The organism is Oryzobacter telluris (assembly GCF_043099285.1).
Taxonomy (GTDB): domain Bacteria; phylum Actinomycetota; class Actinomycetes; order Actinomycetales; family Dermatophilaceae; genus Oryzobacter; species Oryzobacter telluris.
On record NZ_CP170723.1, the window covers coordinates 921,171 to 937,654 of the forward strand.

General features: G+C 69.2%; 18 protein-coding genes. 14 read left to right on the top strand and 4 right to left on the bottom strand.

Going from position 1 to position 16,484, the window contains the following annotated elements; all coding sequences use genetic code 11:
* The first annotated feature begins 392 nt into the window (after window positions 1-392).
* From ACFLFB_RS04105 to ACFLFB_RS04120, 4 genes are all read left to right on the top strand, one after another.
* The gene (locus ACFLFB_RS04105; RefSeq protein WP_392544437.1) at window positions 393-1,412 is read left to right on the top strand and encodes a TIGR03885 family FMN-dependent LLM class oxidoreductase; all 1,020 of its coding nucleotides are present in this window, start codon (window positions 393-395) and stop codon (window positions 1,410-1,412) included.
* The gene (locus ACFLFB_RS04110; RefSeq protein WP_392544438.1) at window positions 1,409-3,088 is read left to right on the top strand and encodes an alpha-amylase family protein; all 1,680 of its coding nucleotides are present in this window, start codon (window positions 1,409-1,411) and stop codon (window positions 3,086-3,088) included. Before ACFLFB_RS04105 ends, ACFLFB_RS04110 begins: the two co-directional genes overlap by 4 nt.
* 180 nt (window positions 3,089-3,268) lie before the next feature.
* On the top strand, window positions 3,269-3,412 hold the full coding sequence (locus ACFLFB_RS04115) for a hypothetical protein (RefSeq protein ID WP_392544439.1): 144 nt from the start codon (window positions 3,269-3,271) through the stop codon (window positions 3,410-3,412).
* Window positions 3,413-3,513: 101 nt separating this feature from the next.
* Window positions 3,514-3,966 (top strand): hypothetical protein, encoded by a 453-nt coding sequence (locus ACFLFB_RS04120; RefSeq protein ID WP_392544440.1) that lies wholly within the window; start codon window positions 3,514-3,516, stop codon window positions 3,964-3,966.
* Window positions 3,967-4,017: 51 nt separating this feature from the next.
* Here the strand turns inward: ACFLFB_RS04120 and ACFLFB_RS04125 are convergent, their stop codons facing one another.
* Window positions 4,018-4,359, bottom strand: a complete 342-nt coding sequence (locus ACFLFB_RS04125) for a MerR family transcriptional regulator (protein WP_392544441.1) — start codon at window positions 4,357-4,359, stop codon at window positions 4,018-4,020.
* A 126-nt stretch (window positions 4,360-4,485) separates the two neighbouring features.
* On the opposite strand from ACFLFB_RS04125, the gene ACFLFB_RS04130 reads away from it, so the two are divergent.
* Together ACFLFB_RS04130 and ACFLFB_RS04135 are read left to right on the top strand one after the other, a co-directional pair.
* Window positions 4,486-4,914, top strand: a complete 429-nt coding sequence (locus ACFLFB_RS04130) for an Hsp20/alpha crystallin family protein (RefSeq protein WP_392544442.1) — start codon at window positions 4,486-4,488, stop codon at window positions 4,912-4,914.
* A gap of 185 nt (window positions 4,915-5,099) precedes the next feature.
* On the top strand, window positions 5,100-5,867 hold the full coding sequence (locus tag ACFLFB_RS04135; RefSeq protein ID WP_392544443.1) for a GAF and ANTAR domain-containing protein: 768 nt from the start codon (window positions 5,100-5,102) through the stop codon (window positions 5,865-5,867).
* 708 nt (window positions 5,868-6,575) lie between these two features.
* Here ACFLFB_RS04135 and ACFLFB_RS04140 read toward each other — a convergent pair.
* Window positions 6,576-7,469, bottom strand: coding sequence for a LysR family transcriptional regulator ArgP (locus tag ACFLFB_RS04140; protein WP_392544444.1), 894 nt, complete (start codon window positions 7,467-7,469; stop codon window positions 6,576-6,578).
* A gap of 68 nt (window positions 7,470-7,537) precedes the next feature.
* Between ACFLFB_RS04140 and ACFLFB_RS04145 the strand changes: the two genes are divergently transcribed.
* Together ACFLFB_RS04145 and ACFLFB_RS04150 are read left to right on the top strand one after the other, a co-directional pair.
* Window positions 7,538-8,317 carry a LysE/ArgO family amino acid transporter gene (locus ACFLFB_RS04145; RefSeq protein ID WP_392544445.1) on the top strand — a complete coding sequence of 260 codons (780 nt, stop codon included), beginning with the start codon at window positions 7,538-7,540 and terminating at the stop codon, window positions 8,315-8,317.
* A gap of 66 nt (window positions 8,318-8,383) precedes the next feature.
* Window positions 8,384-8,692, top strand: a complete 309-nt coding sequence (locus tag ACFLFB_RS04150) for a hypothetical protein (RefSeq protein ID WP_392544446.1) — start codon at window positions 8,384-8,386, stop codon at window positions 8,690-8,692.
* A 359-nt stretch (window positions 8,693-9,051) separates the two neighbouring features.
* On the opposite strand, the gene ACFLFB_RS04155 is transcribed toward ACFLFB_RS04150, so the two are convergent.
* Together ACFLFB_RS04155 and ACFLFB_RS04160 are read right to left on the bottom strand one after the other, a co-directional pair.
* Window positions 9,052-9,525 (bottom strand): DUF309 domain-containing protein, encoded by a 474-nt coding sequence (locus tag ACFLFB_RS04155; protein WP_392544447.1) that lies wholly within the window; start codon window positions 9,523-9,525, stop codon window positions 9,052-9,054.
* 13 nt (window positions 9,526-9,538) lie between these two features.
* Complete coding sequence (locus ACFLFB_RS04160) at window positions 9,539-10,066, bottom strand: DUF6326 family protein (RefSeq protein WP_392544448.1); 528 nt, start codon at window positions 10,064-10,066, stop codon at window positions 9,539-9,541.
* 131 nt (window positions 10,067-10,197) lie between these two features.
* On the opposite strand from ACFLFB_RS04160, the gene ACFLFB_RS04165 reads away from it, so the two are divergent.
* The 6 genes from ACFLFB_RS04165 to ACFLFB_RS04190 all read left to right on the top strand — a co-directional run bounded on the left by ACFLFB_RS04165 (window position 10,198) and on the right by ACFLFB_RS04190 (window position 16,464).
* On the top strand, window positions 10,198-11,373 hold the full coding sequence (locus ACFLFB_RS04165) for a sensor histidine kinase (RefSeq protein WP_392544449.1): 1,176 nt from the start codon (window positions 10,198-10,200) through the stop codon (window positions 11,371-11,373).
* Entirely contained in the window at window positions 11,370-12,017 is a 648-nt protein-coding gene (locus ACFLFB_RS04170; RefSeq protein WP_392544450.1) for a response regulator, read from the top strand. The genes ACFLFB_RS04165 and ACFLFB_RS04170 overlap by 4 nt, the downstream gene beginning before the upstream one ends.
* 179 nt (window positions 12,018-12,196) lie before the next feature.
* Window positions 12,197-12,754 (top strand): AAA family ATPase, encoded by a 558-nt coding sequence (locus tag ACFLFB_RS04175; RefSeq protein ID WP_392544451.1) that lies wholly within the window; start codon window positions 12,197-12,199, stop codon window positions 12,752-12,754.
* 305 nt (window positions 12,755-13,059) lie between these two features.
* The gene (locus ACFLFB_RS04180) at window positions 13,060-14,421 is read left to right on the top strand and encodes an ABC transporter substrate-binding protein (RefSeq protein WP_392544452.1); all 1,362 of its coding nucleotides are present in this window, start codon (window positions 13,060-13,062) and stop codon (window positions 14,419-14,421) included.
* A 295-nt stretch (window positions 14,422-14,716) separates the two neighbouring features.
* Entirely contained in the window at window positions 14,717-15,652 is a 936-nt protein-coding gene (locus ACFLFB_RS04185) for a carbohydrate ABC transporter permease (protein WP_392544003.1), read from the top strand.
* Window positions 15,649-16,464 (top strand): carbohydrate ABC transporter permease, encoded by an 816-nt coding sequence (locus tag ACFLFB_RS04190; RefSeq protein ID WP_392544453.1) that lies wholly within the window; start codon window positions 15,649-15,651, stop codon window positions 16,462-16,464. Before ACFLFB_RS04185 ends, ACFLFB_RS04190 begins: the two co-directional genes overlap by 4 nt.
* The last annotated feature ends 20 nt before the right edge of the window (window positions 16,465-16,484 follow it).

Here is a 16,484-nt window from a genome sequence, read left to right on the forward strand (position 1 = left end):
CACCACTGTGCTGCCGGCCCTGCGCCCGCAACCTGTGGATCCGGGAGCCTGACGACCCGGCCGGCCCCCGTGGGGTCCTGCAGGTGTCGGACGTACACGTGTCCCGCCGGGACGGAGGCGACGATCGTCACGGGAGCCCTTTCGCGAACGGTGCCGAGGTCGGCGAGTCGCGAAAGCGCGGATCGGCCAACAGGACTACCCAGTGGATACCCCGACGGGTTCCGGGCAAACCCGCCCGGCCCACCGCGTCGCGCTCGTGCGTGGCTGCCGTGCCCTGCCGGCGACGGAGGTCGGGTCGAGCGAGGACGCGGTTCGTCCGGGTCGCGGAGACGTCGCGGGCTGTCGCGCGTCACGGAGGGCCCGAGCCTCGCGCGTGCGTGAGAGGGTCGAGCATGACGGTCATCGGCTTCCACTGCTCTCACGAACAGGTCGCCCCAGGTCGGTTGCTGCGCGATGTCCAGCACGCCGAGCGTGCTGGCTTCACGGCAGCGATGAGCTCGGACCACCTCTCCCCGTGGTCGGCCCGGCAGGGAGAATCCGGGTTCGCCTGGGCCTTCCTCGGCGCGGCACTGGCCACGACCGGCCTTCCGTTCGGCGTCGTCAACGCCCCGGGTCAGCGGTACCACCCGGCGGTCATCGCCCAGGGCATCGCCACCCTGTCGAGCATGTTCCCCGGCCGGTTCTGGGCGGCCCTGGGTTCAGGCGAGGCGAGCAACGAGCGGGTCACCGGGGCGGAGTGGCCGCGCAAGGAGGTCCGAGACCAGCGCCTGCGGGAGTGCGTCGACGTGATCCGCCGGATGCTCACCGGCGAGGAGGTCAGCCACGAGGGTCTGGTCACCGTCAACCGGGCCCGGATCTGGAGCCTCCCCGACACGGTCCCGCCCCTCATCGGACCCGCGGTCACGCCGGAGACCGCGGCCCGGCACGCCGACTGGGCCGACGGTCTCGTCACCGTGAACCAGCCGCTCGACACCCTCCGTCGCGTCCTGGACGCCTATCGGGACGCGGGAGGGCGCGGTGCCGCACGGCTCCAGCTTCACCTGAGCTGGGCCGCCACCGACGACGACGCCCTGGCGATCGCCCACGACCAGTGGCGCAGCAACGTCCACGGACCGCCGGTGTCCTGGGACACCGAGACCGTCGAGGCCTTCGACACGATGGCGGCGACCGTCGGACCCGAGCAGGTGGCCGAGGTCGTCCGGGTGTCGTCCGACCCGGGGCAGCACGCAGCGTGGATCCAGGAGTACGTCGACCAAGGCTGGGACGAGGTCTACCTGCACCACGTGGGGAAGGAGCAGGAGGCCTTCATCGACACCTTCGGTGAACGCGTGCTCCCCCAGCTCGACCCGACGTCACCCCCGCCCGCCGTCACGGATCGTCCGATGCACGTGGCCGTGGAGGTGAACCGATGAGGCTGAGCCAGACCGGTGACGTGTGGTGGAAGTCGGCCGTCTTCTACTGTGCCGACGTCGAGACCTTCCAGGACAGCAACGGCGACGGTGTCGGCGACCTGCGCGGCATGACCGACCGCATCGAGTACCTCGCCGACCTGGGCATCACCTGCCTGTGGCTCATGCCGTTCTACCCGACCGCCGGACGAGACGACGGGTACGACATCACCGACTTCTTCGGCGTCGACCCGCGCCTGGGCACCCTCGGTGACTTCGTCGAGCTCGTGCGCACCGCGCGCAGCCGCGGCATCCGCGTGATCGTCGACTTCGTCATGAACCACACGTCCGACAAGCACCCGTGGTTCCGCAGCGCCCGCCGTAGCGTCGACGACCCCTATCGCCAGCACTACGTGTGGTCGGCCACGAAACCCCGGTCCAGCGCGAAGGAGGTCGTCTTCCCGGACAAGGAGGACAGCATCTGGGAGCTCGACGAGAAGACCGGTGAGTGGTTCCTCCACCACTTCTACAAGACGCAGCCCGACCTGAACGTCGCCAACCCGGCTGTGCAGGAGGAGATCGCGCGCACCCTCGGGTTCTGGCTCGAGCTCGGCGTGGCCGGCTTCCGCATCGACGCCGTGCCGTTTCTCTTCGCCACGGACACGTACCCCGGGTCGGAGCCGAACGGCTTCAACCCTCAGCGCTACCTCAAGGACGTCCGCGACTTCGTCACCCGCCGCCTCGGCGACGCAGCGCTCCTCGGCGAGGTCAACCTGCCCTACCCGCAGCAGAAGGACTTCTTCGGCGGTGCCGACGGCGACGGCCTGAACATGCAGTTCGACTTCATCGCCATGCAGCGGCTGTACCTGTCGCTGGCTCGCGGCGACGCGAGCCCGATCGCCGACGCGCTGCGCGAGCGTCCTCACCTCGACGAGACGAGCCAGTGGGCCAACTTCGTGCGGAACCACGACGAGCTCACCCTGGACAAGCTGACCATGGCGGAGCGCAAGGAGGTCTTCGCTGCCTTCGGGCCCGACCCGGGGATGCAGCTGTACGGGCGTGGGTTGCGTCGCCGCCTTCCACCGATGCTCGGCGGCGACGAGCGCCGCGTCCGCCTCGTCTACTCGCTGATGTTCTCGCTCCCGGGGACCCCGACGTTGTTCTACGGGGAGGAGATCGGCATGGGCGAGAACCTCGACATCGAGGGTCGTCTCGCCGTCCGCACTCCGATGCAGTGGGATGGCGAGGCGAACGGCGGGTTCTCGAGCGCCCCGAAGCGGCGACTCACTCGTGCCCAACCGACCGGGCTCTCGTCACCCGAGCACGTGAACGCGGCAGAGCAGCGCCAGGACCCGGAGTCGCTGTGGTCCTTCGTGCGCACCCTCATCCGTCGGTACCGGCAGATGCCGCAGCTCGGGTGGTCCGAGGTGGAGGTCCTGTCCCACGACCAGCCTGCGGTCCTCGCTCACGTCGCACGGTGCGACGAGTGGCGCCTCCTCGCCGTCCACAACCTCGGCGACCAGGACGCCGTGCTGACCCTCCAGCTGGGCCGGGTCGCGGAGGGCTCCGTGTTGCGGGACGTCCTCGAGGGAGAGCCGGATGTGGAGCTGCCGCCGTCCGGCCGGGTCGAGCTGCGGGTCGATGGGCACCACGGGTTGTGGCTCCGCGTTCTGGCCCCCGGCGAACAGGCGTATGCCTGACGGAAAACTCATCGATGCACTGCGGCGCCACTGACCCCGTCGGCTGCGCAGGGAGTCACTGCCGGTGACCCCTCGATCGAGGCTGACCAATTCGCCTGTGCCGGAGGCGTTGACCGGCTCCGTGCAGGTCTATCGTCGATGTGACGGGGAAGCGCCCCGTCGCAAGGAGGACAAAGGTCAATGATCGTTCTCGGCATCATCCTCGCGCTGATCGGATGGCTCGCCAGCATCTCGGTCCTGCTCTACATCGGCGTCATCCTCATCATCGTCGGGCTCGTGCTCAACTTCGTCCCCATCGGCGGCACGAGGCGGCGCTGGTACTAGCGGACACCCGCGGCATGCCGGCGGTGGCAACGAGCCCGGGCGCTGCTGCCCGGTCTGCGTCTACCCCACCGCCGGCGGCCCGCCGCCCCTAGCGTGAGCCCATGTCCGTCGACGATGCGCACACCCGACCCCCCGGCACCACCGACCAGACCGTGGAGGCTCTCGGCAAGCTGTCCGAGGCCCTGGAGGTCGTCGAGGACGCGCGCGGCGACCTGTACTCCTTCCACCGCAAGAGCGGCATGGCGGACCTCGCCCTCGGCAAGGCCGTAGAGCTGCTCCGCGAGGCGGGTCATGACGACCTCGCCGACCGGATCGACACCGACCTCGTGGGTCGCAACACCTTGCCCGGGCGGTGGACCTTCCAGCTCGTCGAGGAGTACGACGACGACTACTACACGGCGTTCAAGGAGCACGAGCGGCGGGCCCGTGAGGAGCTCATGGGCGGCAAGCGGCACGTCTTCGAGGCGGAGATGAAGCAGGAGCGGCGCACCCACGGACGCGCCCACCACGAAGCGACACCGGCCGACCTCGAGGGTGGGGACGCACGAGGGTGAGGGCGCGGCACGACCCGTCCGGAGGGTGATTCCGTTCCGGGGCAGGGCCCGTCATGACTCGCCGATTCCCCCCTGATGCTCGCTCTCCTCTTTCAACGCGGTGTTCTCGTGGTGGAGAACGGTGTTCGCGTCCTGCAGGTCCAGGACCATGGCGACACCGCTGAGGTTGAGTCCCTGGGCGAGGAGATCGGTGATGCGGTGGAGCCTGTCGAGGTCGTCCTGGCTGTAGCGGCGGGTGCCGCCCGTGGTCCGATCTGGTGTGAGGAGGCCGCGGGCCTCGTAGAGCCTGAGGTTCTGCACTCCGGTGCCCACGATCTCGGCCGCGACGGAGATGCCGTAGACCCCCTTGGCCGAGGGCGGGGGTCCGGGCTCGGGGGCGGCTGGGTCACCCACATCGGCTCCTTTCGAGGTGCTTGCACTGACGTGTGGCGAGTGCTATATCAAATATACAGCGCACACCACAGATCCAACGGGATCCGTGGCCCGCAACGGACATCTGGACACATGGAGGTGATGACGATGTTGATGCGCACCGACCCCTTCCGTGAGCTGGACCGCATGGCCCAGCAGGCGTTCGGCGCGGTGGGGACCCTGGCCCGGCCCGCGGTGATGCCGATCGACGCGTGGCGTGAGGACGACACCTTCGTCGTCGAGCTCGACCTGCCCGGCGTGGACGCCGACAGCATCGACCTCGACGTCGAGCGCAACGTCCTCACCGTGAGGGCCGAGCGCCCCGGGCCGCGCAACGACCAGGAGCTGGTGGCCGCCGAGCGCCCCCGCGGGGTCTTCAGCCGGCAGCTCTTCCTGGGCGACACCCTCGACACCGACGGCATCCGGGCCGACTACGACGCAGGCGTCCTGCGCCTGCGGATCCCGGTGGCCGAGCGCGCCAAGCCGCGCAGGATCGAGATCGGCACCGACGGCCAGCGACAGGCCATCACGGCCTGAGCCCCGAGGTCGTCCTGACGTCCACCCCCGTTCCGACCACAGCGCTGCAGGGGGCCCGACAGACGTCCGACGCAGCGCTGCGGTCGAGGACGAGGTCCGCCGTGCACGGGCCCAGCCCCGGTGCGGCGCCCGGGGTCACGGGGGTGCACACGATCCACGGGTCCCCACGACGAAGGAGGGTAGGCATGGGCGACGCGACCGCCCGGCAGGCGGTAGCGGCAGGGCACGACAGCGCGGACTCGCTTCCCGACCTGGGGCGATCCCTCGCCACGCTCATCGCGCAGGCAGGCCCCGGCGGCGGCGTCTCGGCGCTCGAGGGCCTCCTCAGGTTCGGGCAGACCCCCGCCGTGGGGGCCCGATGGGGGAGCGTGGTGCGGCTGCGGCAGGGCAGGTTCCACACCGTCGCATCGACCGGCGAGACCGCCGCCGCCATCGACCGGGCCCAGATCCACGCCGGCCAGGGCCCCGCCATCGAGGTCGTGCTCCACGGGAGCACGGTCCTCACGGCCGACATCACCGACGACGAGCGGTGGCAGCCGCTGGGGCAGCGACTGCAGGAGAGCCTCGGCGTCCGCAGCATGGTGGCGTACCGCCTCCACCTGCTCGACGAGAGCGACGCCGTCGCCGGGCTCTGCTTCAGCTCCGACCGCGCCCACGCCTTCTCACCGCACCACGTGCACCGCGGCCTGCTCATCGCGAGCCACGCCGCCCTGATGCTGACGGCCCACACCGCCAACACCAACGCCGACCAGCTCAGCAAGGCCCTCGACAGCAACCGGGAGATCGGCGTCGGTGTCGGTGTGCTCATGGCCAGCCACTCGCTCACGCGCGAGCAGGCCTTCCAGGTGCTGCGCACGGCCAGCCAGAACACCAACCGGAAACTGCGCGACATCGCCATCGAAGTCGGCGACACCGGCCTTCCACCGAGTGGAGGTGACCCAGGGAGGGACTAGCGCGAGCGACGCTTGACCAGCGGGGGCGTCGTGGACAACGGGTGCATCGGAGCTGGCAGTGCGTGTTCGCGTCCCCGGAACGCAGCGTGTGTGAGGCGGCGTGTGTTTCCGTACGCGTCGCGGTGCGCTTGCCACGAAGGTCGTTCGTTGCCGCAACGTCCGCGCCATCACCGCGACGACGCAGTAACTCCGAGATGCCGCAGATGTACCTGCGCCCTGCGTGGACTTCTGGGTCATCACCGTGGTGGCGCGGTACTTCCGGATCTGCCGCGGTTCGCCGCTAGGGGTACGGCGCGTGGAACAGGACGTCGCCGGCCGCGAGTACTTCGTCGTGAGTCTGCGTTCCTCCGTATTCGGTCCAGGTCCACTGGCCGCTGTGAATCGAGAGGCGGAGGATCCGACCGTCCACAGCGACGCGTGTCGGGACCAGGTCGAGGACGTGGACTTCGTCGAGCCGAAGACGCACCCCGCCGCTGTCGGACGTGACTTCGGTCAGTCGATGCCAGCCGTCATGCGGCCTACCGAACCAACCGCTGGGAAGCTGGAGGCTTGCCGCTCCGTGCTCCGCGAAGAACGCACCAATAGCGTCAGCAGTTAGCTGGGGGAGCGGGCGTGCGGGCACGAGGACATCATCGCGGCTGTGCCCCGGACGCGACCCCGCCGGCGACCTACGGACGTGCCGCGGGCGCGTGCCCTCGGTGTCGCCGGCTAGTGAAGTGCGCGCTTGGCCTCGGTTTGGACTTCTGCGGCGACAGTGTCGACGAGGCGGGAGCGGAGCTTCCACTGCTGCCAGTGCAGTGGGACGTCGAGGTGACGGCCGGGGGCGAGGTCGACGAGTTCGCCTGCGGTGATTCCTGCGTGGGCATGGTCGAGGGGGAGCATGGCCCAGCCCAGGCCGAGTCGGGTGGCGACGGCGAAGTCGGCTGAGGCGGGGACGTAGTGCCGTGGTGGGTCCAGGGTCCGGCGGCTGAGGCGGCGGGAGAATCGCTCCTGCAGGGTGTCTTTGCGATCGAAGTCGATGCGTGGTGCACGGGCCAGGGCTGAGGGGGTGAGTCCGTCGGGGCACCAGCGGGCGGCGTAGTCGGGGGTGGCGTAGGCGCGGTATCGCATCCTTCCCAGTGGGGTCGAGGTGCAGCCGGGCACGGGGGTGGCGTCGCTGGCGATGGCGGCCATCACGGCGCCGGAGGCCAGCAGGTCGGCCGTGTGCTCCTGGTCGTCCGGGACGAGGTCGAAGACGACGGGTTCACGGGCTGCGACGCGCGCGAGCGGGGGCAGGATCCAGGTCGCGAGGGAGTCGGCGTTCACGGCGATCGGCAGTGTCGTCGGCCGCTCGTCGGTGCGTTCGGTCCCGAGCTGTCGCAGGGTCTCGTCCTGGAGCAGAGCCAGCTGCTGTCCCAAGCGCAGAACGGCTTCCCCAGCGGTGGTGGCGCGCACCGGTTTCGAGCGCACCACCAGCACTCGGCCCACCCGCTGCTCCAGGGCCTTGATGCGCTGGCTGACGGCACTGGGGGTCAGGTGCAGGGATCGGGCCGCCGCGTCGAACGTGCCGTCCCTGACGACAGCGGTCAGGGTCTCGATCAGCTCCGAGGGAATCTTCATCATGAATCAGGCTAATGGTTCGTCAGAATTCTGAACTGGATTGCGTTCACGACGGCGCCTACGGTCGGGCCATGACATCAGTGCAGCTCCTCACCTCGGCCCTGGCCGGACTCGGCCTCGGGTTGGGTCTGATCGTCGCGATCGGCGCCCAGAACGCGTTCGTGCTGCGGCAGGGGATCCGGCGTGAGCAGGTCCTGACGGTGGTCGTGATCTGCATCGTCTCCGACGCGGTCCTCATCGCCGCCGGCGTCGCGGGTGCCGGTGCACTGTTCACGGCCCTGCCGTGGCTGGTCGACCTCGCTCGCTGGGGCGGCGCCCTCTTCCTCCTGGCCTATGCGGCGATGGCAGCGCGGCGCTCCTGGCGCCGACCCGCCCCAGACGCGCACGGACTGGAGGTCGAGACCCGTCCCGGGGGCCACCCGTCCGGAGGCGGGACGAGCGACCGCCGGGGCCCGACCCCCCTCGAGGGGCGAACGCCCGCCCCATCCGGCGAGAGCGGCACGACCCTCACGGTGCAGGCGCCCGCGCCGGCGCCGGAGGTCGCCACCGTGCGGGCACCGCGCAAACGCCTTGGCGTCGTGGCGACGGCGCTGGCGCTGACCTGGCTGAACCCGCACGTCTACCTCGACACCTTCGTCCTGCTCGGCTCGGTCGGCTCGACGCACGGGGAGAACCGCTGGGCGTTCGCGGCCGGTGCTGTCGTCGGGAGCATCGTGTGGTTCTCCTCGCTCGGCCTGGCCGCGCGAGCCCTTGCCCCGGTCTTCGCCCGCCCGCGCGCGTGGCGCGTCCTGGACGCGGGTCTCGCGGTGGTGATGACGAGCATCGCCGTCGGCCTCGTGGTCGGGGCCTGAGGTGACCACGCCACCGAGCCCCGACCCGCGCCGCCACCTCACCCTCGAAACGACCAGGAGCAGCCCGTGATCTGCTGCCAGTTCATCTTCAGACCGGGCGAGTACGACGAGGAGTTCCTCCGCCTTGACCAGCAGATCGAGACGTTCGCCCGCGCCCTACCCGGGTTCATCGACGTCGAGACGTGGACCGCGCCCGAACACGGCCTCGTGAACGCCATCTACTACTTCACCGACCAGGCGCCGGTCAAGGAGCTCGCCCGGTTCCCCACCCACCTCGCCGCCAAGGACCAGGTCCACCGCTGGTACGACGGCTACCGCATCGTCATCAGCGAGGTCACCACCACCTACGGAGACGACCGCCTCATCAACGACTGATCCAGCCAAAGGCCCGCAACATCCGGACATGCCGCGACATTGGTGCGACTGTGAATCCCGTCGAGTAGCGGATCGGCCTCTTCGCGCTGGAGGGAGGCGCTACGGCATGGCTTCTCCCACCCGATCGTCCAGCACGTTGAACTGTTCCTGCGTTGCGGGTGTCACGGTGAGCCTGAGAACGACGGCCATGGGCACAGTCTTGCGCTGTCGTGGTTAGACGGGAAGTGCATGCGGCCTCATCGTTGGAGAAAGGCGGTCATGCTCAAGCGCTACATGAGCCGATCCCTCGCATCCGCATCTGCCGCGTTCGCACGGTGCCGTGACTGCTGCGTGCTGCTACCCCGCGGAGCTGTGAAGCGTCAGAACGTGCCGATATGTCTGCGCGCTTGATCCGCCGCCTCGGTCAGGTCGACGCCGTAGGCCCCGCGTCCCGTCGATGCGAAGGTCGTCAATTTGTCGCCCGCCCGTTCGAAGAGTCGCTCCGCTCCGACCTGGTTCCCGCGGGCAGCGTGGGTGAGAGCAACGCAGATCTGCGCAAGGCCTTGCCACAGGTCCGCCTCCTCGATCGGTCCGGCTTTCCATCGTGCTTCGAGGACCTCGTGGGCTGCGAATGGGCGGCCGGCGTCGATGAGCTCTCTAGCCGTCCTGAGCGCTTCGTGCGGCGGTAGGGGTTCCTCGGAGACCGGCTCGACACCCTCAGCGCCATAGGGCAGTGGTCGGCCCAACGCGTCTCGAGGCCTCGCCTGACGAGCACGACCCTCGGTGTCGCGATCACGCTCTGCTCCAGTCACACCACCAGAGTCCCACGGCGGAGACGTCGACGATCCCGGCACCTTGGGCGGGCGGTCATGCCTGCTGCGGCGTGCGGTCGAGATCGCGGTGCGGAGTGGTCGGCGAGGTCGCCGGAGCCGGCGTGCGGCATGGCCAGGTCCAGGCGTGGCGCAGGATGAAGGCGAGAAGGATGAGTTCCAGTGCGACGCCGAGCACGTAGAAGGACATCCAAGCCTCGCCCACCTGGCCCACGGCGTTGAAGGCCGCGAAGGGGACCTGCACCGACGCCACGACGATGTTCGTGATGCGGTTGGCCCGGGCGGGCAGCGCCATCGACAGCACGACCATGGAGATCGGGATCGCCAGGAGGGTCAGTGCCGTGAGAGCCCAGGTCTGGGTGATGTCGAACTCCCAGACGACGCCGACCAGGATGTCCTCGACGACACCGGGCTTGTAGAACGCGAGAATGTCCACGTAGGCGTAGAGGAACACGAAGCTGGTCCATGCTGCGGCGAGCTTCGCCTGCACGGGCATGCGCAGGTCTTCCAGCGCGGTGCGCGACCGCGGACGCTCGAGCGCGTTGGGGTGGTGGGACGTTCTCATTGATGCTCCTTGGGGCGATCTGGTGGGTGCTCCACCGTCACGCATGCGGTGGGTCGGCGCATCAGCCCGGGAGCCTGATTCGACCTGGCCGCGGGCTCAGGAGCGCTGTTGTCCTTTCGGCGGATACGCCCGTGACACGGCCTGCCTACGCTGCTCAGGTGGCCATCGATGCTGTGCGCTCGCTCTGGGTCGAACCGCGCCCCACCAACCCCCCGGCCAGGGGGCCCTGGGACTGGGCCCTGGTCGGGGCCTTCCTCTGCTGGTCGGCGGTTGAGGTGGTGCTTCGCCAGAACTTGGCGCCGTTCCCGCTGTTGGTCCTCGGCACGCTCGGGCTCCTGGGCTCGCTGCTGTGGCGACGCTCGCAACCGCTCCTCGCAGTGGCGGTCGGTTTCGGGACGTTGGTGATCGTCGACGTGGCCAGGATCCTCACCGGGTCGCAAGGCGCACTGTTGAACAGCACCTCCGCGGCGCTGGTCCTGACTTTCGCCCTGCTCCGGTGGGGCTCCGGCCGGGAGGCCGCAGGCGGGCTCGGCGTGATCCTGCTCTGGCTGCCCATCACCACCGTCGCCACCCCCACCAGCGCGGCGGACACGGTCGGTGCCTACGGCTTCTTCCTCTCCGCCGCTGCGCTGGGCGCCGCGAGCCGCTACCGGGCGAGGGTCCGCATCCGCGACATCGACCAGGCCAGGGCGCGCGAGCGCGTGCAGCTCGCGCGCGAGCTGCACGACACGGTCGCCCACCACGTCTCCGGTATCGCCATCCAGGCCCAAGCGGGCCGCGCGGTCGCGGCCTCCCACCCCGAGCACGCCATCGAGGCGCTGGCCACGATCGAGGACGCAGCGACCCGGACGCTGACCGAGCTGCGCGCCATCGTCGGCGTCCTGCGCACTTCGCAGCCCACGGAGTTCGCTCCCCAGCCGGGTGTGGCGGAGGTCGAGCAGCTCGCTGACCGTGGCCCGACCCGTCCGTGCGTCGAGGTGCTGCTCGGGGGTGAGCTCGGCGACCTCAGCCCCGCGGTCGGCGCTGCGATCTACCGCCTCGCCCAGGAGTCGATCACCAACGCTCGACGGCACGCCCGCCATGTCACCCGGGTCACCGTGGCCGTCACTGGAGACGCCGAGCAGGTGCGGCTGACCGTCGAGGACGACGGCTCCTTGGGTCCGATCAGCCGATCCCCGCACGGTTATGGCCTGGTCGGCATGCGCGAGCGCGCCACCCTGCTCGGCGGCACTTTCCACGCCGGCCCCACCGCCGGCCGCGGCTGGAAGGTCGAAGCGAACTTGCCTCGAGCTGGGACGCCACGATGAGCATCCGGGTCCTCATCGCCGACGACCAGCCGATCGTTCGCACCGGACTCACGATGCTCCTCGACGCCCAGCCCGACATCGAGGTCATCGGTGCGGCCGCCGACGGGCGAGAGGCTGTGCGCCTGGCGCTTCAGCTCCGCCCCGACGTGGGCCTCTTCGACATCCGGATGCCCGTCATGGACGGCATCGAAGCCACCCGCCGACTCGCCGGACCCGACGTCACCGACCCCCTGCCGATCGTGGTCATCACGACCTTCGACCTGGACGAGTACGTCCACGGCGCCCTCAGGGCCGGCGCGCGCGGGTTCCTCCTCAAGGACGCCGGACCCACCCTGCTGACCCAAGCCATCCACGCCGCTGCCGACGGGGACGCCCTCATCGCGCCCAGCATCACTGTGCGACTCCTCGCCGCGTTCGCGCAGACCCACCCCTCAGCGCCCCGGCAGCCGGTGGAACCGCTCACGGCCCGCGAGGAGGAGGTCCTGCTGCCGGTGGCCCAGGGCCGCACCAATGGCGAGATCGCCACCGAGCTCCACATCACCGTGAGCACCGTCAAGGCCCACCTCGCCAGCCTCATGAGGAAGCTCGGTGCCCGCAACCGCGTCGAGGTCGCCATGTGGGCCCACGAGACCGGCCGCCTCTGAACGTCGGAAGTCCCGTGGACCGGAGCTCCCGACCGACGTCAGCTGCGACCGTGGCGACGCCCGGGCTGGCGTGCCTGAACAACCGGACATGCCTCGTCCGGGTTGTGGTGGTCGCGGGGGCGGAGCCCGGGGAGCAATCCCGTTGCTGACACCCGGTGCGCTTCCGCATGGTTAGCCATATGAGCTCATCCCCGACCCTCTTCCTCACCGTAGGTCTGCCAGGCGTCGGAAAGACCACGCGAGCCAAGCAGCTGGCGTCGACCCATCGGGTGTTGAGGTTGACACCGGATGAGTGGATGGCGCCTCTGTTCGGTCAGAGCGATGCTGACGGGCGCCGCGACATCCTCGAGGGCCGGATGATCTGGGTCGCGCATCAGGTGCTCCTCAGCGGATCGGGCGTCATCCTCGACTTCGGCTGCTGGTCGGCCGACGAGCGCTATGCCATCCGTGCCATCACCGAGGCCGCCGGTGCCCACTTCGCCCTGGAGTACGTGAACGCCAGCGAGGAAGAGCGCCGGCACCGCGCGCGCACGAGGTGGCTGGAGGCACCGGAGACCACCTTCGAGATGACCGACGCCGACCATGACCACTACCTGGCGTCCATCGAGCCCCCGAGTCACGACGAGCTGGAGTACGGACCCGTTCCGCGGCCCCCGCGGGGCCACGACACCTGGCCGCAGTGGGCCAGCTCGCGGTGGCCGACCCTTCCGCTGATCACGTCCCACCACCACCACTGATCGCTCAGCCGCCCGCACCCACTCGGTCCTCCGGTCCTGCCGCTCCGCCCGAACGCGTGAGAGGGACCGGCTCCGGGGTCCGCCCTAGCGCTCACGGTCCGAGCGCCCGAACGGCGCTCGGGCTTCGAGCGCTGACCCGGCCGGGCGCGTCGACGGTCGTTATCCAGACGTTATGGAACAAGGTTGGGCAATCTGTTGCGCAACGCGTTGCGCCATTGTCCACTCAGGTCGTGCCTTTCTGTGAGGGCAGCCAAGCGCCGTTGCCAAACGGGCCTCGTCGGTGCACAACAAAGGAGTTGGGTTACATGCTCGTTTTGAGAAGCCGGCTGGCGGTGGGGGCAAGCGTCCTCGTCGCTGGCCTCACTCTGGCCGCCTGCTCGTCCGGAGCCGTCTCCTCCGGCGACGGCTCCGGCGCTGCCGGGGGCGCCGTGACCCTCAACGTGGCCACGGTGAACAACGGCCAGATGAAGGACATGGAGAAGCTGAAGTCGGAGTTCGAGAGCGCCAACCCCGGCACCAAGGTCAACTTCCAGGTCATGGAGGAGGGCGACCTCCGCTCGGCCGTGACCGCCGACGTCGCCAGTGGTGCCGGTCAGTACGACATCGTTACCATCGGGGCCTACGAGACCCCGCAGTGGGGCAAGAACGGCTGGTTGGTCGACCTCACGTCCGAGCTGGCCAAGGACTCGGCCTACGACGTGGGCGACATCCTCCCCCCGGTCCGCGACGCCATCTCCTTCGAGGGCAAGCAGTTCGCCGTCCCGTTCTACGGCGAGTCCTCGATCCTCATGTACAACAAGGACGCCGCCGCTGCAGCCGGGGTCTCGTTCTCCAACAACCCGACCTGGCAGGAGGTCGCCGACGCGGCCAAGAAGATGAACTCTGCCGAGCAGGCTGGGATCTGCATGCGTGGCAAGCCCGGCTGGGGCGACCTGTTCGGCCCGCTGACCACGGTGGTGCAGACCTTCGGTGGTGCCTGGTACGACGACAAGTGGACCGCCACGGTCAACACCCCGGAGTGGAAGGAGGCCGTGACCTTCTACAAGACGATGCTCGACGAGTCGGGTGAGAAGGACCCGGTGTCCTACAGCTTCAACGAGTGCCTCACCGCGCTCAAGGAGGGCAAGGCCGCCATGTGGGCCGACGCCTCCGTCGCCGCCTCGATGCTCGAGGCCGCCGACTCGCCGGTCAAGGGGAAGATGGGCTACGCCCACATGCCCGTGAACAAGACCAAGGAGTCGGGCTGGCTGTGGAGCTGGAACCTGGCCGTGCCGTCCTCGACGAAGAACAAGGACGCCGCCGTCAAGTTCGTCAAGTGGGCCACGAGCAAGGAGTACCACAAGCTCGTCGGCACCAAGATCGGCTGGAGCAACGTCCCGCCGGGCGCCCGGACCTCGACCTACGAGATCCCCGAGTACAAGGAGGCCGCGGCCGCCTACGCCCCGCTGACCCTGGAAGTCATGAGTGCGGTCAACCCCAAGCAGCCGGGTCTGAAGCCGCAGAACTGGGTCGGCATCCAGTACGTCTCCATCCCGGAGTACCAGGACGTCGGCAACCAGTGCGCCCAGCTCATCGCCGACTACATCGCCAACCGCAGCTCGGTCGACGACGCCCTCGGCAAGTGCCAGGAGCTCGCGCAGAAGGCGGGCGACGCCCAGAAGAGCTGACCGCAGCGCTGGGAGGCCCTGCTCGCCATCCAGCCCCTGCTCCGACCTGGACGCACCCGCCGGTACCGGCCAGGTCGGAGCGGCGGCGGGCACCAGTGGCGGTATCTGCTCGCGGCCTTCGCCCCAACCAAGGTCAGGGCGCCGCCGTGAGGTATTGCCCCGCCAGAGCCGACGAACACGTGGACCCGCTCACAAGGGCTGACCCACCCAGGGCACCGGTGCCGGGGCGCGCACATACCGCCCCGGCACCGGCTCCCGGTCCCGTTCCCGTAGGACGACGCACAAGGGAGTGCGCATGACCACCACCACGAACCTCGACAAGGTCGAGGCGAAGGCCGCGAGCGACAAGCGTCGGATCCTGCGGCGCAACGCCTGGAGCAGCCGCGGGCTCCTCATGCCGGCCGTCATCTTCCTCATCCTGCTCACGCAGGTCCCGTTCCTGGTCACCATCGGCTTCTCCACGATGAAGTGGAACCTGCTCTACCCGGCCGACCGTGGCTTCACCGGCGTGGACAACTACAAGACCGCGCTGACCTCGGGGAACCTGTGGCCCTCGATCGTCGCGACCGTCCTCATCACCGCGTTCGCGGTGGTCCTCTCGCTGCTGTTCGGGCTGCTGTTCGCGGTGCTGCTGGACCGGCAGTTCCGCGGTCGGGCGCTGGCCCGCACGCTGATGATCACCCCGTTCCTCATCATGCCCGCGGCGGCGTCGCTGATCTGGAAGTACTCGATGTTCGACACCAACATCGGGATGGTGAACTGGCTGTTCAAGACCCTCGGGCTGCCCGTGGTGTCGTGGGGCACCGAGCACCCGATGGCGACCGTGGTCATCGTGCTGACGTGGCAGTTCACGCCGTTCATGATGCTCATCCTGCTCGCCGGCCTGCAGGGCCAGGACAAGGCGATCCTGGAGGCCGCGAACGTCGACGGCGCCGGCACCTGGCGCACGTTCACGTGGATCACGCTGCCGCACCTGCGGATGTACATCGAGATCGGTGTGCTGCTGGGGTCGGTCATCATCCTGCAGGTCTTCGACCCGATCGCGATCCTCACCAAGGGCACCGGCGGGACCAAGACGCTGGCCTACCTGCTCTACGAACGGGCCTTCATCGGGCTCGACGTCGGGGAGGCCGCGGCGTACGGCGTCGTGACCGTCATCCTCACGATCATCGTGGCGACCATCGCGCTGCGCACCCTGTTCAAGGTCTTCATGGCTGGAGGTAGCCGATGAGCACCAAGCTGCGCGGGAACCTGGTCACCGCGTTCACCTGGTTCCTGGTCCTGGCGTTCTTCTTCCCGGTGTTCTGGATGCTGCTCAACGGGTTCAAGCCCGAGTCGGTGGCGTCCTCGATCAACCCCCAGCTCTTCTTCACCCCGGTGCTCGACGGGTTCACCACCGCGTTCGACCGCGGGATGAAGGGCTACCTGATGAACTCGCTGACGGCGGCGGTGACCGCGACGGTCATCTCGGTCGTGCTGGCCATCCCCGCCGCCTACGCGCTGTCGATCCGGCGGGTGAAGAACGTCGAGCAGTCCCTGTCGTTCTTCATCTCCACCCGCTTCATGCCGCTCGCCGCGGTCGTGCTGCCCCTGTTCATGATCCTCAAGACCATCGGGCTGCTCGACAACATCTACATGCTGGCGATCGTCTACGGCGCGGTGAACCTGCCGGTGACCGTGTGGATGATGCGCTCGTTCTTCCTCGAGGTGCCCTTCGAGATCGTCGAGGCGGCGCGGGTCGACGGCGCGGGCCTGTACCGCGAGATCGTCCGGGTCGTGCTGCCCCTGGTCCTGCCCGGGGTCGCGGCGGCCGCGCTCATCACCTTCATCTTCAGCTGGAACGAGTACTTCCTGTCCACCCTGCTGACCTCGTCGGCCGCGCGCACCACCCCACCGTTCCTCGGCAGCTTCGTCGACGGACGCGGACAGTTCCTCGCGGTGCTGTCGGCGGCCGCCACGGTGGCGGCCCTGCCGGTCATCATCGCCGGCTGGGTCGCGCAGAAGCAGCTCGTCCGCGGCCTGTCGATGGGAGCCGTCAAGTGAGTGGCCGACGCGTGTGCCGC